The organism is Limosilactobacillus equigenerosi DSM 18793 = JCM 14505 (assembly GCF_001311375.1).
GTDB classification, from domain to species: Bacteria; Bacillota; Bacilli; order Lactobacillales; family Lactobacillaceae; genus Limosilactobacillus; species Limosilactobacillus equigenerosi.
In genome coordinates, this window is record NZ_BBAS01000011.1 from 22,375 (window position 1) to 44,444 (window position 22,070).

Here is a 22,070-nt window from a genome sequence, read left to right on the forward strand (position 1 = left end):
TAAATGGTCATTAATTGCGTAGTTTTCGTCAATTAGTGACCATTTTTAAATAATGGCGATCACTGGCAAATGATTGACACACTTATTCCTAGAGGATAGAATTAAAGCTGTATGGACTCTAATTATCTATACAGAAATTGAGGTGAAGAAAGTGACATTAACAACAATAATGATCCTTTTCGCCGTCATTGCGATTGTTTTCATTGCTGGATATTGGGTGCGTAAAATGGTTTATGAAAACCGTTTGAATCGGGCTCATATCAGTGCTGAAGGAATTATCGCTGCTGCTAAAAAAAGAAGCGGATACAGCTAAAAAAAGAAGCCATTATTGAAGCCAAGGATGCTGCACACCGCTACCGCGAATCAGTCGAAACGGAATTAACGGGCCGTCGCCATGACGTCCAAAAACAAGAAGAACGTTTGATTCAACGGGAGTCTTCGTTAGACAGAAAAGATAATGCTTTAGAAAACCGTGAAAATGCGGTAAGCAAACGGGAACAAAAGCTCGATCGCCGTTCGGAAAAGTTAGAACAAGACGAGCAACAGGTTGCAACTTTAATTGCTAAACAAAGCCAAGAACTTCAACGGATTGCGGGATTAACCCAAGCTGAAGCGAAGCAATTATTATTAGATGAATTAAAAACGCAACTCGCTAGTGAACGCGAAAAGATGATTCGAGAAGCAATCGAACAAGCTCAATATAATGCTGATAAAAAGGCAAAGGGCTTGATTGTTGAAGCGATTCAACGGAGTGCGGCCGATATGGTTTCTGAAGCCACGGTGACCGTGGTGACTTTACCAAACGATGAAATGAAAGGTCGCATTATTGGGCGTGAAGGGCGGAATATTCGCACGATTGAAACGTTAACGGGGATTGATTTAATTATTGACGATACCCCAGAGGCAGTCATTTTAAGTGGTTTTGATCCGGTACGGCGCGAAATTGCCAAAATGGCCTTGGAAAAGTTGATTAAGGATGGGCGGATTCATCCGGCACGGATTGAAGAAGCAGTGGATAAGGCCCGCGAGGAAATGGACAATCAACTGCGGGAAGTTGGGGATCAAGCGGTCTTTGACTTGGGAATCCATGGGATGCATCCGGATTTAATCAAGACGATTGGGCGGATGAAATACCGGACGAGTTATGGTCAAAACGTCTTGCAACACTCAATTGAGGTTGCGAAACTGATGGGCATTATGGCCGCGGAATTAGGCGAAGATGTTGAATTAGCCAAGCGAGCTGGTTTATTACATGATATTGGGAAAGCCATTGATCGTGAAGTTGAAGGATCCCACGTTGAATTAGGGGTTGAATTGGTGCAAAAGTATCATGAAAACCCAGTGGTAATCAATGCGATTGCTTCTCACCATGGTGACGTGCCTGCTGAATCAATCATCGCGGCCTTAGTTCAAGCGATGGATGCCATTTCAGGGGCGCGGCCAGGGGCCCGGAGTGAATCGTTGGAACAATACATTCAACGGTTAACGAAGCTTGAAAGCCTTGCTAACGAACATGCCGGGGTGCAAAAGAGTTATGCAATTCAAGCCGGGCGTGAAATTCGGGTGATGGTGCAACCAACTGCCGTGTCCGATAAGCAAGCAGCCAGCTTAGCGTTTGATTTAAAGAATGAAATTGAGCAACAACTCGAATATCCGGGGCACATTAAAGTGACGGTCATTCGGGAAACGCGTGCAATTGAATATGCAAAATAGTTTAAAGCAGGTTAATGACGAAGGGTCATGAGCCTGTTTTTGTTTTTAAGGGTTAAATCGATTAAAATAGAACTTAGATTAAAAAAGTGAGGAGAATCAATTTATGGCGAAGCAAACCCCAATGATGGCGCAATATCAAGCAATTAAAGATCAATATCCGGATGCATTTTTATTCTACCGGTTAGGTGACTTTTATGAGATGTTCAATGATGATGCCATTAAAGGGGCGCAATTGTTGGAATTAACGTTAACGACGCGGAACAAAAAGGCGGATAACCCAATTCCAATGTGTGGCGTGCCGCACCGAGCAGTCGATAGCTACATTGATATCCTAATTGAAAAAGGTTATAAGGTGGCCATTTGTGAACAAATGGAAGATCCAAAGGCCGCAAAAGGGATGGTTAAGCGGGCTGTGACGCGCTTAATTACACCGGGGACGCAAATGGATTTAGCCGGTGACCAAACGCGATCGAATAACTATTTAACGGCGTTAACGCAACAAGCGCAACAATATGAAATTGCGTATGTTGACTTAACAACCGGGGAATTAAAAACGACCACGGTAAATACTTGGGAACTGGCCGTCAATGAATTGGTTAATTTACGGACAAAAGAAGTCGTCGTAACTCCTGATTTAGGGGAGGACCAGCGCTCAGAATTAACGAAACGCGAAATCTTGGTCTCAACGCAACCGCAAGTTGAGGCACAAGCAGAAATTAGTTATGTCACGCAAGCGTTGAGTGATGCAGGACAGATTGCTGTAGTTTCGCTGCTGGTTAGTTACCTGTTAGCAACGCAAAAGCGGTCATTATCGCACTTGCAACCGGCCGTTAGTTATCAACTAGATTCCTTTATGAAGTTGGATCCCCATTCGATGGCGAACCTTGAGTTGTTGACCAACTTACGGACTGGTAAACGGCAAGGGACCTTAGTTTGGTTGATGGATGCCACGAAAACAGCAATGGGGAGTCGGTTATTAAAGCAGTGGCTGAACCGACCATTAATTGATCAAGCAGCGATTGAACTACGCCAAGATAAGGTCCAAGGGTTAATGGATCATTACTTTGAACGCCAAAATCTGCAAACGGAATTGACGAAAGTTTATGACTTAGAACGGTTGGCGGGCCGAGTGGCGTATGGGAGTGTCAACGGTCGGGATTTAATTCAATTAAAAACATCGTTGGAACAAATTCCTAAGTTACGCTATATTTTGGAAGAAATGGAACTCCCTGTGTTTGATCAACTAGTGGATGATTTAGATCCATTAACTGATATTGCCGATTTAATTGATAAATCAATTGCGCCCGAACCACCGATTGCAATCACGGATGGGGGCGTCATTCGGGATGGGTACCGGCAGCAATTAGATGAGTACCGGGATGCCATGGCCAACGGGAAACAATGGATTGCGGAGTTACAAGCTCGGGAACGAGAAGCGACCGGGATTAGTAATTTGAAGATTGGTTACAACAATGTCTTTGGTTACTATATTGAAGTGACGAAGGCGAATATTGCGAAATTGCCGGCGGATCGTTATGAACGTAAACAAACGCTCACGAATGCGGAACGATTTGCAACGCCTGAATTAAAGGAGCGGGAACGCTTGATTTTGGAAGCGCGGGAAAAGTCAACGGCGCTGGAATATGAACTCTTTACGGCTGTTCGGGATGAAATCAAGACCGCCATTCCGCGGTTGCAGGCCGTGGCCAAATTATTAGCCGAAATTGACGTTTTGCAAAGCTTTGCCGTGATTAGTGAAAACTATCAATTTGTTCGACCGGAATTAAATCATAATCATCAGCTTGCGATTGAAGCGGGCCGACATCCCGTTGTGGAAAAGTTTCTCGGTCACCAAGCTTATGTGCCCAATGATGTGATGATGGATCCGGAGACATCAATGTTGCTGATTACGGGACCAAACATGTCAGGGAAGAGTACCTATATGCGGCAATTGGCCTTAATGGCGATTATGGCGCAAGTGGGGTGTTTTGTCCCCGCCAAACATGCGGTCATGCCGATTTTTGATCAAATCTTCACGCGGATTGGGGCCGCCGATGATTTAGTCTCTGGGGAAAGTACGTTCATGGTTGAAATGATGGAAGCTAATCGTGCTTTAACTGATGCGACCGCCGACAGTTTAATCTTATTTGATGAAATTGGGCGGGGGACGGCGACCTATGATGGGATGGCCTTAGCACAAGCAATTATTGAATATGTGCATAATGAAATTGGCGCCAAAACGCTATTTTCAACCCACTATCATGAATTAACGAGTCTCGCGCAACAATTACCGCACTTACAAAATGTCCATGTTGGAGCGACCGAAGAAGATGGTCAACTCGTCTTTTTACACCAAGTGTTACCTGGACCGGCCGATCAGTCGTATGGGGTTAATGTAGCTCAATTAGCTGGGATGCCAGCCAGTCTATTGGCACGGGCGCGGGCAATTTTAACCCAATTAGAACAAGGTGAAGCCACAACTTCAACGCCGGAAGTAGTAACGAATCAAGTAGCAACATCATCAGTAACTCAATCAACTGAACCGGCTGTTAAGGTGGAGGATCCAGTTGCTGATCAATTAGCATTATTTAATCCGCAAGCAGAACCAACGGTAACAAAGGAACAAGCGCAAGTCTTAACCGAGTTAACGAACTTAAATTTAATGGCGATGACGCCCATGGATATGATGAATCAAGTTTATCAATGGCAAAAAAACATTGCAGTAAGGAACTAAAATGGGAAAAATTCAAGAATTAGATACGGTGTTAGCGGACCAAATTGCCGCGGGGGAAGTTATCGAACGGCCGGCATCAGTGGTGAAAGAATTAGTTGAAAATGCGATTGATGCCCACAGTACGCGCATTGATATTATGGTTGAAGAAGCCGGATTACAAGAAATTCGGATTATTGATAATGGGGATGGAATTGCTAGCGATGAACTAGCAATTGCTTTTCGGCGCCATGCAACGAGTAAAATTCAAACGCGCCGCGATTTATTTCGGGTTCAAACAATGGGCTTTCGAGGCGAAGCATTACCTAGTATTGCGTCAATTGCGGACGTGGAATTAGTTAGTGCGCAAGCGAATCAAGCGGGAGCGATGATTCATTTACGTGGTGGCGAAGTGTTGGCAACTCAAGCAGCTTCAGCGCGCCCAGGCACTGATATTACGGTCCGTGATTTGTTTTATAATACGCCGGCCCGGTTAAAGTATTTAAAGTCCCCACGGACGGAATTGAGTAAGATTACGGATTTGGTTAATCGCTTAGCGTTAGCCGAACCCGGCATTGCCTTTAGTCTGCACCATGATGGGAAAGAAGTCTTCCGGACGGTGGGAAATGGTAATTTACAACAAGTATTAGCGACGATTTATGGGACGAAGGCGGGACAAAAAATGTTACCGTTGGCAGCAAGTGATCCTGATTTTAAAATCACCGGCTTAGTATCGTTACCAGAATTAACGCGGGCGGGCCGAAATTATGTGACGTTAACGATTAATCAACGTTATATCCGGAGCTTTCCCTTAACCAAAGCTTTGATTGCTGGGTATGGCTCGAAGTTAATGGTCGGGCGCTATCCAATTGCCGTCTTGAATATTGAATTAGATCCCATTTTGGTTGATGTGAACGTACACCCAGCGAAACGAGAAGTTCGGTTAAGCAAAGAAGAGCAATTGACGGCGTTAATTACAACGGCCGTCGCGGAAGTAATTGGCCAACAAAATTTAATTCCGGATGTTGGGAGCCAAACGCAAGAATTAGTGGCAGCGACTGCACCGGCTTTATCGGAAGTGGCGGAACCAACCGCTGAGGTAACCATTAAGCGACCAGTCGTGGTCCCGCATGAGCCAGTTATCATCAATACGAAAACCGACCTAGCTAGTCCGGCGATGCAAAGGTTTGACCAACGCTATCAGGCGCCAATTGAGGAGCAGCCAGCGCCGATTCCGCCAAGCCAACCGCTGCAAACGGAAAATGTGGCCTTGGATTTAACGACGGCGACTAAAACGGGATTTCCACAGTTGACGTACTTAGCGCAGTTGCATGGGACTTATTTATTAGCCCAGGCTGCGGATGGTTTATACATTGTTGATCAACATGCGGCGCAAGAACGGATTAATTACGAACGCTACCGCGTGGAAATTGGCCAAGTCAGTCGGATCAACAGAATTTATTGCAACCGTTAATTTTTGATTATCCGCTAACCCAAGCGTTGCAAATTCAAGATCATATCTCATTGTTAGCGGAATTGGGGTTGGAATTAACGCCGTTTGGGCAAAGTAGCTTTATGTTAAGCAGTCATCCAACGTGGTTTGTGCCGGGACAAGAAGCGGATACAGCCCGGGAAATGATTGATTGGGTCTTACAAGATCCCAAACTAACGGTGGCTAACTTTCGGGAAAAAAACGGCGATTATGATGAGTTGTAAGCGCGCAATTAAGGCCAATCATCATTTAACAACGGCGGAGGCCCAAGCCTTGCTGGCCAAATTGCCAACTTGTGAAAATCCCTTTAACTGTCCTCATGGGCGGCCAGTGACGGTACATTTAACCCCGACGGATTTAGAAAAATTATTTAAACGGATTCAAGATCAACATCAAGCGTATGCGGATGATTTTGATACCCATGATGAGGAGTAAAAACAGATGTTTAACTATTTAAATGGTTTAATTACGGCAGTCACACCGGATTATATTGTGGTTGATATTAATGGGGTCGGCTATCAAGTGGCCGTGGCTAATCCCTATGCGTATACTGAATCAACAACGCCAACGAAAGTCTATATTTATCAAGCAGTTCGGGAAGATGCGATTACGTTGTATGGATTTCAAACGTTAGCCGAAAAACAATTATTTTTGCAATTAATTAGTGTGAGTGGGATTGGGCCGAAGAGTGCGTTGGCGATTTTAGCAACGCCCGATCATGCCGCTTTAGCGCAAGCGATTAACGAAGGAAACGATACGTTCTTAGCCAAATTTCCTGGAATTGGGAAAAAGACAGCCGGACGAATTATTGTTGAGTTAAAAGATCGAGTGCAAGTGGAAACTGCCGAGATGCCATTACTGGTACCGGAAACGATTGGGGAAAATCAAGCATTAGCAGATGCTTTGGCCGCCTTGAAAGCCCTTGGTTATACGGATAAACAAGTGCAAAAAGTTGAAAAATCATTAGCTACGGCGGAAGTAATGACTACCAGTGATTACATTAGTGCGGGATTGAAATTATTGATTTAAGTTGTGAAAGGAGGAGGCTATGGCAGAAGAGCGTGACTTGATGGATCAACATACCAATGATGCCAGTGAAGCGTTAGCCGAGTTAAGCTTACGGCCACAACGGTTAGCTGAGTATATTGGTCAACAAGCGATTAAAGATAAGTTAACAGTGTACATTCAAGCGGCTAAGAGTCGGGAGGAAGCCTTAGACCACGTGTTATTGTATGGGCCACCAGGCTTGGGGAAGACCACGTTGGCGATGGTGATTGCGCATGAGTTGGGCGTTCAAATTAAAACGACGAGTGGGCCAGCGATTGAAAAGCCGGGTGATTTAGTCGCCTTATTAAATGAATTACAACCAGGTGACGTATTATTTATTGACGAAATTCACCGCTTACCAAAAGTGGTTGAAGAAATGTTGTATTCCGCCATGGAAGATTTTTATGTCGATATTGTGATTGGCGAAGGACCAACGGCGCATCCAGTTCACTTCCCATTACCACCATTTACATTAATTGGGGCGACCACTCGAGCGGGATCTTTATCGGCACCGTTGCGGGATCGCTTTGGAATTGTGGAACGGATGCAATATTATACGCCAGCGGAATTAACGGCGATTGTGACTCGGTCGGCCAAGATTTTTCAAGCCCCGATTGAAACGGATGGGGCCCATGAGTTAGCTTTACGTTCGCGGGGGACCCCGCGGATTGCCAATCGTTTGTTAAAACGGGTGCGTGATTTTTCGCAAGTGGCGGGGCATGCAGCAATCAATTTACCAACCGTGCAAATGGCATTGTCATTACTCCAAGTTGATGACCAAGGGCTCGATGAAATTGACCGCAAGTTGCTTACTACGATGATTGAGTTGTACCATGGTGGTCCAGTGGGGTTAAAGACAATTGCGGCCAATATTGGTGAAGAAACCACCACGATTGAAGAAATGTATGAGCCATATTTAATGCAGATTGGGTTTTTGAGTCGAACGCCACGAGGGCGGCAGGTGACTTTGGCAGCATATGAACACTTAGGGATTCCAATGCCAACGGAGTAGGAAAGGTGGTTAAGTTTAAATGAGTCAAATTGTGCCAATCTTATCGACCGGAACGATCTTCCCGTTGACAAGTAATCAGTGGCAAAGCCTTGGGGTCAAAAGTTTGGCGGTTCCGGCGCTGAGCTGGCAAGCCAATCACGCTTGGTTAAAAGACGCTGGCGGAATCGCCCAAGTTTTTAATTGGGCGGGGGAAGTAATTGCTTACCCAGGCCTTAATCGACCAATGAAGAAAGTTACGACCAAGGCGATTAAAAGTGGGGCGACGTATTATCGCCAAGGAAAAGCCCATAAATTGACCACTAATGCGTATCAAGAATTAGTTGACGCAATCCAACCAACCATCAGCTTGCCGTTAAGTCAAGTGGCGGATTATTATGGACCAGTCGATGATTTAGCAACGGCGGTTGAAATTAATGCGCAGTGGCAAAATGAAGGTACCTGGGGAAGTTGGCAAGGCGGTGGACTAAAAGCATTGCGGTTAGCTAGTTTGCAGGCGCTAACTGACCAAGGGGTGACTAACTTTTGGTTGGATAATTTAGCGCCAGATTTAGCCGAATGGCAACGCGGAATTAAATTGCTCAAGTCATTGTTACCAGCAACGAGTCAAACTTTGGTGATGGTTGATTCGCTGGATAAGTTAGCAATCGCACAACAAATGCAAGTTGACTATATCTTAACCGCCTTACCAACGCTTTGGGCGAAACAGCGGCAAGTGTTGGTGGCAGGCCAAGTTCAAGCAGTCACGCCGCAGAATGTTCCAGCCGCCGTGTGGGCGTTATTAGCCCAAGCACCGGTGAGTGGGGAACAGGCATTGAGTAGCTTTAATTGGCAACAATTATTGGCCCCAACCGAGTCAGGACTGGAAATTTAAGCCATTGTCCGGTATATTAAGATTAAATCAAAATTAAGGGAGTTTTTTATAATGAACAGTACATACTCATCAATGATGTTAATTGTGTTAATGATTCTTTTTATGTATTTCTTCATGATGCGACCACAACAAAAGCAACGGAAACAACACCAAGAAATGGTTAGTAGCTTACAACCAGGTGATGAAGTGGTAACGATTGGTCGCTTACATGGGGTTGTCCATGAAGTGAACACGACGCAACAAACAGTGACGATTGATTGTGAAGGGATTTATTTAACCTTTGATTTAAATGCAATTGCGCGGGTTAACCGGCCGCAAGCTGCAGAACAATCAACGACACAAGCATCGGAAACTGATAAGTAATTAAAAACGAGGCCCAACTTGGACCTCGTTTTTAATTATGCAAAGTTAGCGGTCCTTGGTATACTAGAAGGCAGGAACCTAAAGGAGAACATCATGGATGAATTAACGCAAATTTTACAAGCCATTCAAAAATACAATCGGATTATTATCCATCGGCATCAACGCCCGGATCCGGATGCGATTGGTTCACAAGTTGGGTTAGCGGCGATTATTAAAGCCTCATTCCCGCATAAAGAAGTGAGTGTGGTTGGTAAGGATATTCCGAGCTTTGATTGGATTGGAACAATGGATGACATTGACGGGGCGGATTTTCAAAATGCCTTAGTAATCGTCTTAGATACGGCTAATGCACCGCGCATTGACGATCGCCGCTTTGATCAGGGGGATCAATTAATTAAAATTGATCATCATCCTAATGATGAACCATATGGTGATGTAATGTTTGTGAATGAACAGGCCTCAAGTACGTCGGAAATTATTTATGATTTTTATCATCAATTTCAAGCCCAATTAACGTTACCCGGAGAAGCGGCGAACGCATTGTATGCTGGGATTATCGGTGATACCGGACGTTTCTTGTACCCGGCTACCACCGGCCATACTTTGCAAGTGGCGGGAGCGTTAATTGAAGCTGGCGCCCAAGCGGAACAAATCAGCCGGAAAGAAGATGAAATTTCCTGGCCATTAGCTAAGTTATCGGCGGATGTTTATCAAAATTTGGCCGTCAATGAAGCCGGAGTTGCTTGGGTGACGTTAACGATGGAGCACTTAGAGCAATTAGGCATTAGCGAATCGGGGACGTCGGCCGTGGTGCCATTACCAGGCAAAATTCATGATGTGAAAGCATGGGCCATTTTCTTAGAACAAAATGATGGCAGCTTCCGAGTGCGGTTACGATCAAAGCAAGTCGTGATTAATACGGTGGCCAAACTTCACCAAGGTGGCGGCCATCCGCTGGCGAGTGGTGCGCGGGCTAAAGACCAAGCGGAGTGTGAACAAATTGTAGCTGAATTAACAGCTGCTTGTATGAAAGAAAAGTAAGAGAGGATAGTTTAAATAATGGCAGGACAATTTAGTCAATTTAAATTTCAGCCGTTTGTGATGCAGGCGTTGGCGGACTTGAAGTTTACCCAACCAACGCCGGTGCAACAAAAGGTAATTCCACTAATTATGAAAGGGAAAAGTGTCGTTGGACAATCCCAAACGGGGAGTGGAAAGACGCATGCATTTTTATTACCGCTTTTCTCACAATTGGATGTTAACAACCCAAATGTTCAAGTCGTGATTACGACCCCCAGTCGGGAATTAGCGTACCAAATTTATAATGCGGCCAAGCAAATTAACCAATTTGCCAAGCCCAATGGACTATCCATAATTATGTGGGGGGGACGGATAAGCAACAACAAATCGACCAACTGCAACGGCGGAGTCCCCAAGTCGTAATTGACGCCGGGGCGAATTTTAGATTTAGTTAAGTCCAATGCACTTGATATCCATGAAGCGACGCGGTTTGTCATTGATGAAGCTGATATGACCTTAGATATGGGCTTTTTGAATCAAGTCGACCAAATTGCGGCTTATTTCCCAGAAAACTTACAAATGTTAGTCTTCTCGGCGACGATTCCCCAAGGCTTACGGCCGTTCTTAAAGAAGTATATGGGGAATCCGGAAATTGAAGAAATTCCAACGGAAACGGTCATTAATCCCAACGTGGAAAACTGGTTAATGTCGACGAAGGGCCGGGATAAAAATGACCTGGTTTACCGTTTATTGACGATGGGGGACCCATATTTAGCCCTCGTCTTTGCGAATACGCGAGATCGCGCGGAAGAGTTATATAATTTCTTACTTGGCCAAGGCTTAAAGGTGGCCTTGATTCATGGGGGACTAGAACCGCGAGCGCGGAAACGGGTGATGCGTCAAATTCACAATCTAGATTTACAATACATTGTGGCCACTGACCTAGCGGCGCGTGGGATTGACATTGAAGGGGTCTCATTGGTCATTAACGATGATATTCCAACCGATTTGGAATATTTTGTGCACCGGGTTGGTCGGACCGGCCGGGCAAAGATGCACGGCACGGCAATTACGCTCTATGTTCCAGCCGAAGAGGAATTGGTTGAAAAACTTGAACAACGTGGGATTAAGTTTGTCCCAAAGGCGATTAAAGATGGTCGAGTGGTCACAACCCATGATCGGAACCGCCGGAAAGGCTTTAAGTACCGGCAAGCGGAATTAGATACGACCTTGAAGGGTTACGTGAAGAAGCAAAAGCGGAAGGTTAAGCCAGGTTATAAGAAGAAAATCAAGCGCCGGATTAAGCAAGATGAAATTCAAAAACGGCGGCAAGAACAACGGCACGAATTCTTAAAAGGTAAGCGCCAACGGCAACGGCAACACCGAATTGAACGGCAAAAGCAACGCCAAGGGAATTAGTTCGTTGCAATTTAATGCAAAGTTAGCTTATAATAGACACTAATTTGAGATATGACGAATCCTTTGAACTTTCAGAAACGTTTTGGTAGCTGTGAAAAACGACGATGAGGATTGGTTGCTCCTCAAAGGTTTCAAGTTAATAATCATTTTAAGAGGTATACGAATCTATCGTTACAACCAGAGTGGTACCGCGTCATCGGCGTCTCTGGAATTTGTAGCGGTAGATTTTTTTACTAGTGAGGTTAATTGAATGAAAGAATTAAAACAACTTAATAGCGCCCAAGTACGGCGGATGTATTTAGATTTCTTTAAGCAACATGGTCATACTGAAATGCCAAGTCGCTCGTTAGTACCCGTAGATGATCCAACTTTATTATGGATTAACTCTGGGGTGGCCACGATGAAGCAATACTTTGACGGCCAAGTGGTTCCGGACAATCCGCGGATGACTAGTTCCCAAAAGAGTATTCGGACGAATGATATTGAAAATGTGGGAAAGACAGCCCGGCATCATACGATGTTTGAAATGCTCGGGAACTTCTCGGTGGGGGATTACTTTAAGAATGAAGTCATCCCTTGGGCCTGGGAATTATTAACGAGTGATGATTGGTTTGGTTTTGATCCAGAAAAACTTTACATTACTTACTACCCAGAAGATAAGGATGCCTACAATTTGTGGAAACAAGTTGGGGTGGCCGAAGATCATTTAATTGCCGATAAGGAAAACTTCTGGGATATTGGGCAAGGTCCATCTGGTCCGGATACCGAAATTTTCTATGACCGGGGGCAAGCGATGAACAACTTACCGGAAGATGATCCGGAAAGTTACCCAGGTGGGGAAAATGAACGGTACTTAGAAATTTGGAACATCGTGTTCTCGCAATTTAACCACACGCCAGAAGACACGTACGAACCATTACCACAAAAGAACATCGATACGGGGATGGGGTTAGAACGGGTGGTTTCGATTTTTGAAAATGCCCCAACAAACTTTGAAACGGACCTCTTTATGCCAATTATCGAACAAACCCAAGCATTAAGTGCGGGGAAAGTTTATGGGCAAGATAAGACGGATGATATTCAATTTAAGATTATCGCTGACCACATTCGTTCGATTACGTTTGCAATTAGCGATGGTGCCTTACCATCTAACGTTGGCCGGGGCTACGTCATCCGGCGGTTATTGCGGCGCTCAGTAGTGGCAGGAAAGAAATTAGGAATTGAAGAATCCTTCTTAGCTTCCTTGGTTCCAACGGTTGGTAAGATTATGCAAGATTACTATCCAGCCGTCTTGGAAAATGCCGATTACATTGCATCAGTTGTGAAGGCCGAAGAAGACCGGTTTAGTGCCACGTTAAACGGTGGGCTAAACTTATTGAATTCGGTAATTGATGAAGTTAAAGCGGCCGGTGAAACAACGATTGATGGGCAAACAGCCTTTAAGTTATACGATACGTATGGTTTCCCAGTTGAATTAACGCAAGAATATGCCGAAGATGAAGGCTTGCAAGTTGATGTTGCCGGTTTTAAAGCGGCGATGACGGAACAACAAGTTCGGGCCCGTACGCGCGGGATACCGATAATGGGATGGGGGTTCAAACTGGCCTTTGGACCGACTTTGAAACGCCAAGTGAATACGTTGGTTACACTGACCTTGAAGTGAGTGACGCCAAATTAATTGGGATGGCCGTGGAAGGCAGTTATACGCAAAGTGCGACAGCCGGACAAAAAAATGGTCGATGTGATTTTTGATCGGACGCCATTCTATGCTGAAATGGGGGGCCAAGTGGCCGATACCGGGGACATCATTGATAACCATGGGACGGTCGTGGCTAAGGTAGTTGATGTACAACATGCCCCTCATCAACAAAACTTACATCGGGTTGAAGTCTTGACGGAATTGAAGCAAGGAGCACGTTATAAGTTAGTGGTGGCAGCAGCCCGGCATCACAAGATTGAAAAGAACCACACTGCTACCCACTTACTCGACCAAGCCCTTCGCAATGTCTTAGGTGGTCGGACACAACAAGCCGGCTCCTTAGTGGAAGCTGATTACTTACGCTTTGACTTTAATCACTTTGGCCAAGTTACGCCGGATGATTTAGACAAGGTTGAAGAGATGGTGAACGAACAAATTTGGGCTGAAATTCCAGTCACAACAGTTGAAACGGATTTAGAATCTGCTAAAGAAATGGGCGCAATTGCCCTCTTTAGCGACAAGTACGGAGACCGGGTACGGGTTGTCAAGATTGGTGACTTTAACACCGAATTCTGTGGTGGTGATCACGTTAAGAATACGAATGAATTAGGGCTCTTTAAGATTGTTTCTGAAGCTGGGGTTGGTGCCGGGGTCCGGCGGATTGAAGCGGTAACTTCTGCGGCGGCCTTTAAGTACTTACAAACCCGGGCCGACTTGGCTGCTCAAGCTGCTGCTAGCTTGAAGGTAACGCAATTGCCAGAATTGCCAAAGCGTTTAGAAGAATTACAAGATCAATTAAAAGCCGTTACAAAGGAAAACGAACAATTGCAATCCAAGTTAGCTGCGCAAGCCGCTGGGGATGTCTTTAAGGATGTGCAAACAACGACGGCCGGAAGCTTAATTGCGGCGGAATTGAATGTCGCTGGGATGGATCAGTTACGGCAATTAGCTGACCAATGGCGTTCGCAAGGCCACTCGGACTTCTTAGTCTTAGCCACGGAAGCCAATGGCAAAGCCAACTTATTAGTGGCGGTTAGCGATGATAAGGCGAAGACGGTCAAAGCTGGCGACTTAATCAAAGCAATCTCACCAGCCATTCAAGGTGGTGGGGGTGGTCGCCCAACCTTAGCCCAAGCTGGGGGGAAGAACCCAGCTGGAATCCAAGCTGCGTTAACGCAAGCAGTGGAATTTTTAAATCACTAAGCACCATTAGGAGGTGGCCATGATGAAGCGACACCAACGGATTTTACGGTTAACGCTACGGGCGTTACTAATGGTAATTGTTTTGTTGCAAACCATGATTCCATGGTTAGGAAATTTGCCCCTCGGTTTAATGTCGATTACGATTCTTCCCGTGACGATTGCGATTATTGCGGTGGCGTTCGGACCGGCCGAAGGAGCAATCATGGGTGGCGTATGGGGGATAGTCACGTTGCTGCGCGCCTTTGTTTATCCTACCAGTGCCTTGGCACCAATCATTTTTACGAATCCGGTGATTGCAATCGTCCCCCGCGTTTTGGTCGGGGTGGTTGCCGGGTATGCCTTCCGTGAATTAGTTAAATTATTGTCACCAAGTGTTAGTGCGGCAATTGCTGGTTTACTTGCATCGCTGACGAATACGGTGTTGGTATTAGGGTTAATTTATTTATTCTTTAATCATAATCACCGAGTAACGGCGGCGTATGGGCAAACAAATGGTCATTTAGCATCGGCCTTATTAGCGATTGTGACGACGAATGGGTTAGTTGAAGCGGCGGTGGCGTTAATCTTAACGGGATTAATTGCGCCGGCTGTTTGGAAAGTTGTTAAGAAATTAACGCAGCAACCAGGTAAATAGCGATATAAAAAGCGTAGACCTTCATTTCAGGTCTACGCTTTTGTGATGGAATTAATTTTCAGTTGCAGGCGTTGCTTCAGTGATTGGCGCTTCACTAGTCGCCTTGATGACAATTTCATCATCAATTAAGTCCGCGATTAATTGCTTGCTACCAGGGTGATCAAGTACATAGTCAGCAAGTCGATCTTCAACTTGGTCTTGGATGACGCGGCGAAGTGGTCGAGCCCCCATTTTCGGATCAAAGCCGAGTTCAACGAGCCGGTTGCGGACCGCCGGCGTTACGTCAACGTGTAATTCACGATCGGCTAACGTTGCATTCATATTATTTAACATTAATTCGACGATTTGGTTTAAATCTTCAGCGGTTAAGGCGTTAAATTCGATGATATCATCGAACCGGTTTAAAAATTCTGGTTTGAAGTAATTGGTTAGCTTATCAATGACAGAGTGATTGTTGTTGGCAGTGCCAAAGCCAACGCTAGCGACCATATCACCAGCCCCCGCATTACTGGTCATAATGATAATCGTATCCTTGAAGGAAACTGTTCGTCCTTGAGAATCGGTTAACCGACCATCATCGAGAATTTGTAAGAACATGTGCATCACGTCAGGGTGGGCTTTTTCAACTTCATCCAAGAGGATTAAACTGTATGGATGGCGCCGGACTTGTTCAGTTAATTGCCCGGCTTCTTCATAGCCAACATAACCAGGCGCCGCTCCGATTAACTTTGAAGTTGACGTTTTATCCATGTATTCACTCATATCAAAGCGAATCATCGCATCGGTGGAGCCAAAAAGTAGTTTAGCTAATTGCTTTGCGGTTTCGGTTTTCCCGACCCCAGTGGGACCGACAAATAAGAAACTGCCAATTGGGCGACCAGATTTATTTAATCCAATCCGATTCCGGCGGATGGCTCGGGCGATTTTATTGACGGCCTCTGGTTGGCCAATCACCTTTGCACCGAGTTGTTGATCAAGATCGCGGAGCTGATTAGCTTCTTGTTCTTGTAATTCACTTACCGGAATGTTGGTCATTTCTTCGACAATCTTTTGCATGTCCGTCACAGAAACCACGGCGGCTTCATCAGTGTGATGTTCTTCGGCTTCTTTCTTAGCTTGTTCTAAGCGATGCACTTGATCCCGATAAAAGGCAGCCTTTTCATAATCTTGGTTTTCAGCGGCTTGTTGTTTATGGGCTTCGGCGGTGTGGATTTGATTTTCGATGGCGCGGGGATCAGCCGTCTTTAAGGTTAAATTCTTCCGGGAACCGGCTTCATCAAGTAAATCAATTGCCTTGTCTGGTAAGAAGCGATCTTGAATGTAGCGGTCGGATAATTTGGCTGCTGCTTCAATGGCTTCATCTGTATATTGAACATGGTGATAATCTTGATACCGCGGTTTAATCCCATTTAAGATTTGAATCGTTTCTTCAACGCTTGGTTGTGCCACTTCAACCGGTTGGAAGCGGCGAGCTAAAGCAGCATCTTTTTCGATTTGGCGATATTCATTGAGGGTGGTGGCGCCGATTAATTGGAATTCGCCACGGGCCAAGGCGGGCTTCAAGACGTTGCCGGCATCCATTCCGCCTTCGGCATTCCCGGCGCCCATGATTTCATGAATTTCGTCGATGAATAAAATGATGTCATCGTTTTTCGAAACTTCTTGGATCAATTGTTGCATTCGTTGTTCAAATTGGCCCCGGATGCCGGTCCCTTGAACTAAAGAGACAACATCCAGGCGGATAATCTCTTTATTGGCCAGTTTGTCAGGGACTTGGCCGGCGACGATGGCTTCGGCGAGTCCTTCGACAACGGACGTTTTCCCGACTCCAGCTTCACCGATTAAGACGGGATTGTTTTTTGTCCGCCGGTTTAAAATTTCAACGACTCGTTGAATTTCATTGTCTCGTCCAATCACGGGATCAATCTTGCCTTGCCGGGCGAGGTCGGTCATATTAATCCCAAACTGGTCGAGAATGCCCTGCTTAGTTTGGGCATTACGTCCCGTGGTGGCCGCTTGTTCATTATTTTGGCTGCCCATGGCGCCCATGGATCGCATGAAGTCTTCAAAATTTTCAAATTGGTTATTATCCATCTCGTTACCTCCATTTAGCATTTGATTTGATTGTTGAAATTGCCGGTAGCAGGTTTGGCATAAATTAAGTTGGACGCGGTGACCATTGTAATTAACTTGTAAGTGAATGGTAGCTGGGCGTTCATGACAGTTTTGACATTGCATAACAAATACCTCGTAATCTGTTTGACCTTTCTTGACTATTGTTGATATTTATTATACTAACTTCCTTTGGGAGTGCAAGTTGTTTGTTTGAAAGGTATCACTTACAATAGTGAAGAGATGATTTAAAAGGGAGCCTAGTAATATGGATTATGCAACGGAATTAGAACGATTATGGCAGGGTGAAATCAAAGTGTTAGAAATTAAGCCGGCCGATTTTATGGACTTTCAAGCGGTTTTTCGTGATTATGCTCACCGTTCCCAAATTAAGGGGATTGCGAATCGCGGTGGCATTATTGAATATCGATTAATTGAAGAATAAATCGTGGTTGTGGTTTGAATTTAGCGCTTACATTTGTTATAGTAGATGTACATTTAAGATTCAATGAATTCATTGAATCCTTGATAAGGAGAATTTAATTATGGAACAACGGGAATTTCATGTAACGGCTGAAACTGGTATTCACGCTCGGCCTGCAACGATTTTAGTTCAAACTGCTTCAAAGTTTGCTGCTGACACGAACCTTGTGTACAACGGCAAGAGTGTTAACTTGAAGTCCATCATGGGGGTAATGTCATTAGGTGTTGGTCAAGGGGCTGACGTGACGATTACGAGTGAAGGGGCTGACGAAGCTGAAGCAATCAAGCAATCGAAGAAACGATGGCCAACGAAAACTTAGCTGAATAAGTTTTACCAATCTAAAGAGCGACCTGCTGTGGTAGGTCGCTTTTTAGATTGACTTGATTTGATACCAATTTTCCCCTACGGTATAATAATGGTATTTGTGAAACGGATAAAAGGAGGATGACTGGTGCGAATCGGGTTGTTTACAGATACATATTTTCCACAAGTAAGTGGGGTGGCAACATCCATTCGAACCTTACGGGAAGTTTTAATGGCTCGGGGACACCAGGTTTATATTTTTACTACAACTGATCCCCAGGCGGACCCAGTGTTAGACCGGCAAGAGCAAATTTATCGCTTTCCAAGTATCCCGTTTGTTTCATTTCCTGAACGACGGGTTACGGTCAGTGGTTGGGTGAAAGTGCTCCTGATTGCGAAACGCTTGCAATTGGATGTAATTCATACTCAAACTGAGTTTTCATTGGGCGTGATGGGGCATTTAGTAGCGCGCGAATTAAAGATTCCGTGTTTACATACTTACCACACCATGTATGAGGATTATTTACATTACGTGGCTAATGGACGATTAATTAAACCGCAAAATGTCGCAACGATTTTACGGACCTTTTTAAAACATGTCGATGGGGTCGTGGCACCGAGTGACCGGGTGTTAACTACTTTGCGGAAATACGGGATTGAAGCACCGATTCAAGTTATTCCAACCGGGATAAATTTACAGCGTTTCCAAGCCCCCGTTGATCCACAAACATTACTAACCTTACGGGAACAATACGGATATGATGAACAGACGCCCGTGATGTTGTCGTTAAGTCGACTAGCCTTTGAAAAAAACATCAAGGGCTTGATTGACGCGATGCCAGAAATCATTCAAGCGGTCCCCCAAGCGCAGTTATTGATTGTTGGTGACGGACCAGCCAAGGCATCATTAATGCGTCAGGTGAAGGTAATGGGGTTGCAAGCGCATGTTCAATTTGCTGGTGAAATTAAAAATCAATTTGTTCATCGGTATTACCAAATGGCCAATGTCTTTGTTTCAGCTTCAGACTCGGAAACGCAGGGATTAACATATGATGAAGCGGTGGCGTCAGATTTACCAATCGTGGTTATGCGCAGTGAATATACGGATGAATTAATTGACGATCCGGCAATTGGGGTCAGTTACCAAAAAAAGGCGGATTTAGTCGCCGGAGTAACTAACTATTTAAAGTACGGAACCAATCCGGAAGCAAGGAAACTGCGGCAAGCTAAAATGCACGCTATCTCGGCTGAGGTATTTGGTCAACGAATTGAAGCGTATTATCAAACTTGTATTGAACAACGCCAGGGACGGCAACCAAAGCCACGGCGTTGGCGATTAAAGGTGAAGCGGCATGATTAAAATTACAATGTATTCCAAAGCGGATTCAGTTGCAGGCCAAGGGGTCGGTAGTGCCTATTTAGAATTAATGCAGCTCTTGCAAAAACAGTTATCAGATCAGTTTACCATTCGGGTAAATGCGTTTGATAAGAGTGATATTAGTCATTACCATACGATTAATCCCAGTTTTTATTTATCGACATTTAGTCAGCGACGGGGACAAAAAATAGGGTATGTTCATTTTTTTGCCGGAGACCCTTGAGGGCAGTATTAAATTACCCAAGCCAATCAAATGGTTGTTTTATAAATATGTCATTGCTTTTTATAAGCGGATGGATCATTTGGTCGTGGTTAATCCGAGTTTTATTGATAAATTAGCAGCCTATGGGATTGATCCAGCGATGGTGTCATATATTCCTAATTTTGTCGATGATGATCAGTTTCATCCGGTCGCAGAAGCAAAACGAGCCCAACTCCGGCATGCATTAGGGGTGACGGAATCGCAATTAGTGGTCTTTGGTAGTGGTCAAGTTCAAGAGCGCAAAGGGGTGATGGATTTTGTACAGCTTGCCAAGCAAAATCCAACCATCCGCTTTATTTGGGCGGGGGGCTTTTCCTTTGGGGCGATTACGGATGGCTATCATGAATTAAAACAAGTCGTAGAACATCCACCAGCTAATTTAACCTTTACGGGGATTGTTACGCGGGCGCGGATTAATGAATTGTTAAATTCAGCCGATCTCTTCTTATTGCCATCATTTAATGAATTATTTCCAATGTCAGTGTTAGAAGCGTTTAGTACCGGGACGCCAGTGATGTTACGTGATTTGTCACTGTACCATGCTATTATTGAGGGCGACTATCTGCCGGCAGCGGATGTAGCTGAGATGCAAACTTTATTAACACAACTAGAAGCAAATCCGGCATTATTAGTTCCTTATCAAGAGCTATCATTAGCAACAGCACAACGATACTCAAAAGCGCGGTTAGCATCGATTTGGCAAACCTTCTATCAAACACAAGCCCAGCAAAGGGGGAAACAACATGACTAGAAAAAATTGGGGTGCCCTCTTAATCATGATGATAATTGGGGTCGCAATTTTTGCCTACTCCTTACGGGATGTTAATTTACATCAATTGTGGCTGAATTTGCTTGAGCTTAACTGGGGATGGTTGTTAGTGGCCATTTTTTGTATGGCTTTGTATTTGGTGCTCGAAGGGGTAGTCGTTAAACTATTTATGAAACAACGCTACCCAAGTTATTCCTGGGGCAATGCCTTGCGGCTACCTTTAATTGAACAACTTTTTAACGGGATTACCCCGTTTTCGACGGGAGGGCAGCCAGCACAAATCATTGCGATGTTAAAAGCTGGGGTTGATGGTGGACGAGCGAGTTCGATGCTATTGATGAAGTTTGTGGTTTTCCAAGCCATGATTGTGCTTAACTTTTGTCTGAGTATGATGATTGGGTTTCATTTAATTGCAACCGAGCTTCAAGCGTTAACGATGTTTGTGATCATCGGGTTTATTATCCATTTTGTGGTCATCTTGACGCTGTTGATGATTATGAATTGGTATCAATTAACGAAACGCTTAACCCATATGGTGCTTTGGCCAACCCATTGGTTTTTATCTGTTCATCGGTATCAGTCGTTACAACGCAAATTAGCGGAAAAAAATTGATATTTTCCATCAAGAGAGTTTAGGTATTCGGCGGAATCCAAAGCTGTTAATTAAGGTATCGTTAGTAACAATGGGGCAATTGTTTTTTTATTATGCGATTCCATATTTTTTTATTGTTATCACTAGGAGTGACGCAGCTTAACTTTTGGATGATTATGAGTTTACACGTAATTATTTTCATGGTGACGTCAGTCTTTCCGATTCCTGGTGGGGCTGGCGGAGCTGAGTATGGGTTCTTAGTTCTCTTTGGACATTACGTTACCGATAATAGTAAGTTAGTTTTGGCGATGGTTTTGTGGCGCCTGATAACTTATTATGGTGGTATTTTCGCCGGAATGGTGGCTACAGTGATTAAACCTAATAAAGTTAGTGAAACCGATTAGCTTGGCTAGTCGGTTTTTAAAAGGAGTATTTAATTATGCAAAGTCGGTTAATGAAAATTATGTCTCGCTTGGAAGCCATGTATCAAGACCGTCATATTGGCGACCAAAAGAGAACGTTTGAACAATTTGGAATTCCTGTTTGTGAGGTGACCTATCATCAAGCTACTGGAGTCTTTGAAGTTCAACGAGTCGGTCAAGTAACATCACGTATTTTTGATGATCTCGATTTAGTAGCGATTGAGGTTTATGATGCAATTAAGGAATTTGAAAATATTTATTAAAAAAAGGGTTGTTTAATTAGCTGTGACTTGGTATATTAATTAAGCACCTGTTAACCGGTGTGTTGATAATAACTAATTTAATAAAAATAGTTATTGACGCATTGGTTAGTAAGTGTTATTATTATTAAGTTGCTTCTTACATAGCGCTGCTCAGTTAATAACAAAAAACATGTTGACATAGTTGTTGATTGTTTGGTAAAATTAATGGGTTGTCTGAAATAAACAAGCAACGAAATAACTTATAAAAAGTTGTTGACAAACTCTTTGATATAAGTTATCATATAAAAGTTGCCAAATGGCAA

At 44.3% G+C, this 22,070-nt stretch carries 11 protein-coding genes and 8 pseudogenes; 18 read left to right on the forward strand and 1 reads right to left on the reverse strand.

Annotated elements, in window-relative coordinates; all coding sequences use genetic code 11:
• Positions 1-169 precede the first annotated feature (169 nt).
• From rny to JCM14505_RS06080, 12 genes and pseudogenes are all read left to right on the forward strand, one after another.
• A pseudogene (rny, locus tag JCM14505_RS06030) lies at positions 170-1,713 on the forward strand (ribonuclease Y).
• A 103-nt stretch (positions 1,714-1,816) separates the two neighbouring features.
• Positions 1,817-4,447 (forward strand): DNA mismatch repair protein MutS, encoded by a 2,631-nt coding sequence (gene mutS, locus JCM14505_RS06035; RefSeq protein ID WP_054653473.1) that lies wholly within the window; start codon positions 1,817-1,819, stop codon positions 4,445-4,447.
• A gap of 1 nt (position 4,448) precedes the next feature.
• Positions 4,449-6,350 (forward strand): annotated as a pseudogene (gene mutL, locus JCM14505_RS06040) (DNA mismatch repair endonuclease MutL).
• Positions 6,351-6,356: 6 nt separating this feature from the next.
• Entirely contained in the window at positions 6,357-6,944 is a 588-nt protein-coding gene (ruvA, locus tag JCM14505_RS06045) for a Holliday junction branch migration protein RuvA (RefSeq protein WP_054653474.1), read from the forward strand.
• 19 nt (positions 6,945-6,963) lie between these two features.
• Positions 6,964-7,974 (forward strand): Holliday junction branch migration DNA helicase RuvB, encoded by a 1,011-nt coding sequence (gene ruvB, locus JCM14505_RS06050; protein ID WP_054653475.1) that lies wholly within the window; start codon positions 6,964-6,966, stop codon positions 7,972-7,974.
• Between the two features lie 19 nt (positions 7,975-7,993).
• Positions 7,994-8,845: a hypothetical protein gene (locus JCM14505_RS06055; RefSeq protein WP_054653476.1), complete on the forward strand. Its 852-nt coding sequence runs from the start codon at positions 7,994-7,996 to the stop codon at positions 8,843-8,845.
• Between the two features lie 51 nt (positions 8,846-8,896).
• A pseudogene (gene yajC, locus JCM14505_RS06060) lies at positions 8,897-9,196 on the forward strand (preprotein translocase subunit YajC); the annotation flags it as partial.
• A gap of 105 nt (positions 9,197-9,301) precedes the next feature.
• Positions 9,302-10,249 (forward strand): DHH family phosphoesterase, encoded by a 948-nt coding sequence (locus tag JCM14505_RS06065; protein WP_054653477.1) that lies wholly within the window; start codon positions 9,302-9,304, stop codon positions 10,247-10,249.
• Positions 10,250-10,309: 60 nt separating this feature from the next.
• Positions 10,310-10,828, forward strand: a pseudogene (locus tag JCM14505_RS10055) (DEAD/DEAH box helicase); the annotation flags it as partial.
• Positions 10,829-10,933: 105 nt separating this feature from the next.
• Positions 10,934-11,647, forward strand: coding sequence for a helicase-related protein (locus tag JCM14505_RS10060; RefSeq protein WP_263848961.1), 714 nt, complete (start codon positions 10,934-10,936; stop codon positions 11,645-11,647).
• 250 nt (positions 11,648-11,897) lie between these two features.
• Positions 11,898-14,549 (forward strand): annotated as a pseudogene (gene alaS / locus JCM14505_RS06075) (alanine--tRNA ligase).
• Positions 14,550-14,568: 19 nt separating this feature from the next.
• Complete coding sequence (locus JCM14505_RS06080) at positions 14,569-15,183, forward strand: ECF transporter S component (protein WP_225352292.1); 615 nt, start codon at positions 14,569-14,571, stop codon at positions 15,181-15,183.
• A gap of 51 nt (positions 15,184-15,234) precedes the next feature.
• Here JCM14505_RS06080 and JCM14505_RS06085 read toward each other — a convergent pair whose 3' ends face one another.
• A complete protein-coding gene (locus JCM14505_RS06085; RefSeq protein ID WP_054653479.1) occupies positions 15,235-17,421 on the reverse strand; it encodes an ATP-dependent Clp protease ATP-binding subunit in 2,187 nt (728 codons plus the stop codon).
• Between the two features lie 142 nt (positions 17,422-17,563).
• On the opposite strand from JCM14505_RS06085, the gene ykzS reads away from it, so the two are divergent.
• From ykzS to JCM14505_RS06110, 6 genes and pseudogenes are all read left to right on the forward strand, one after another.
• The gene (ykzS, locus tag JCM14505_RS09220) at positions 17,564-17,740 is read left to right on the forward strand and encodes a protein YkzS (RefSeq protein WP_162839108.1); all 177 of its coding nucleotides are present in this window, start codon (positions 17,564-17,566) and stop codon (positions 17,738-17,740) included.
• A 100-nt stretch (positions 17,741-17,840) separates the two neighbouring features.
• Positions 17,841-18,106 (forward strand): annotated as a pseudogene (locus JCM14505_RS06090) (phosphocarrier protein HPr).
• A gap of 124 nt (positions 18,107-18,230) precedes the next feature.
• The gene (locus tag JCM14505_RS06095; RefSeq protein WP_054653480.1) at positions 18,231-19,442 is read left to right on the forward strand and encodes a glycosyltransferase family 4 protein; all 1,212 of its coding nucleotides are present in this window, start codon (positions 18,231-18,233) and stop codon (positions 19,440-19,442) included.
• Positions 19,435-20,473: pseudogene (locus tag JCM14505_RS06100) on the forward strand (glycosyltransferase family 4 protein). Before JCM14505_RS06095 ends, JCM14505_RS06100 begins: the two are co-directional and overlap by 8 nt.
• A pseudogene (locus JCM14505_RS06105) lies at positions 20,466-21,487 on the forward strand (lysylphosphatidylglycerol synthase transmembrane domain-containing protein). Before JCM14505_RS06100 ends, JCM14505_RS06105 begins: the two co-directional pseudogenes overlap by 8 nt.
• A gap of 35 nt (positions 21,488-21,522) precedes the next feature.
• On the forward strand, positions 21,523-21,768 hold the full coding sequence (locus JCM14505_RS06110) for a DUF1797 family protein (protein WP_054653481.1): 246 nt from the start codon (positions 21,523-21,525) through the stop codon (positions 21,766-21,768).
• Positions 21,769-22,070 lie beyond the last annotated feature (302 nt).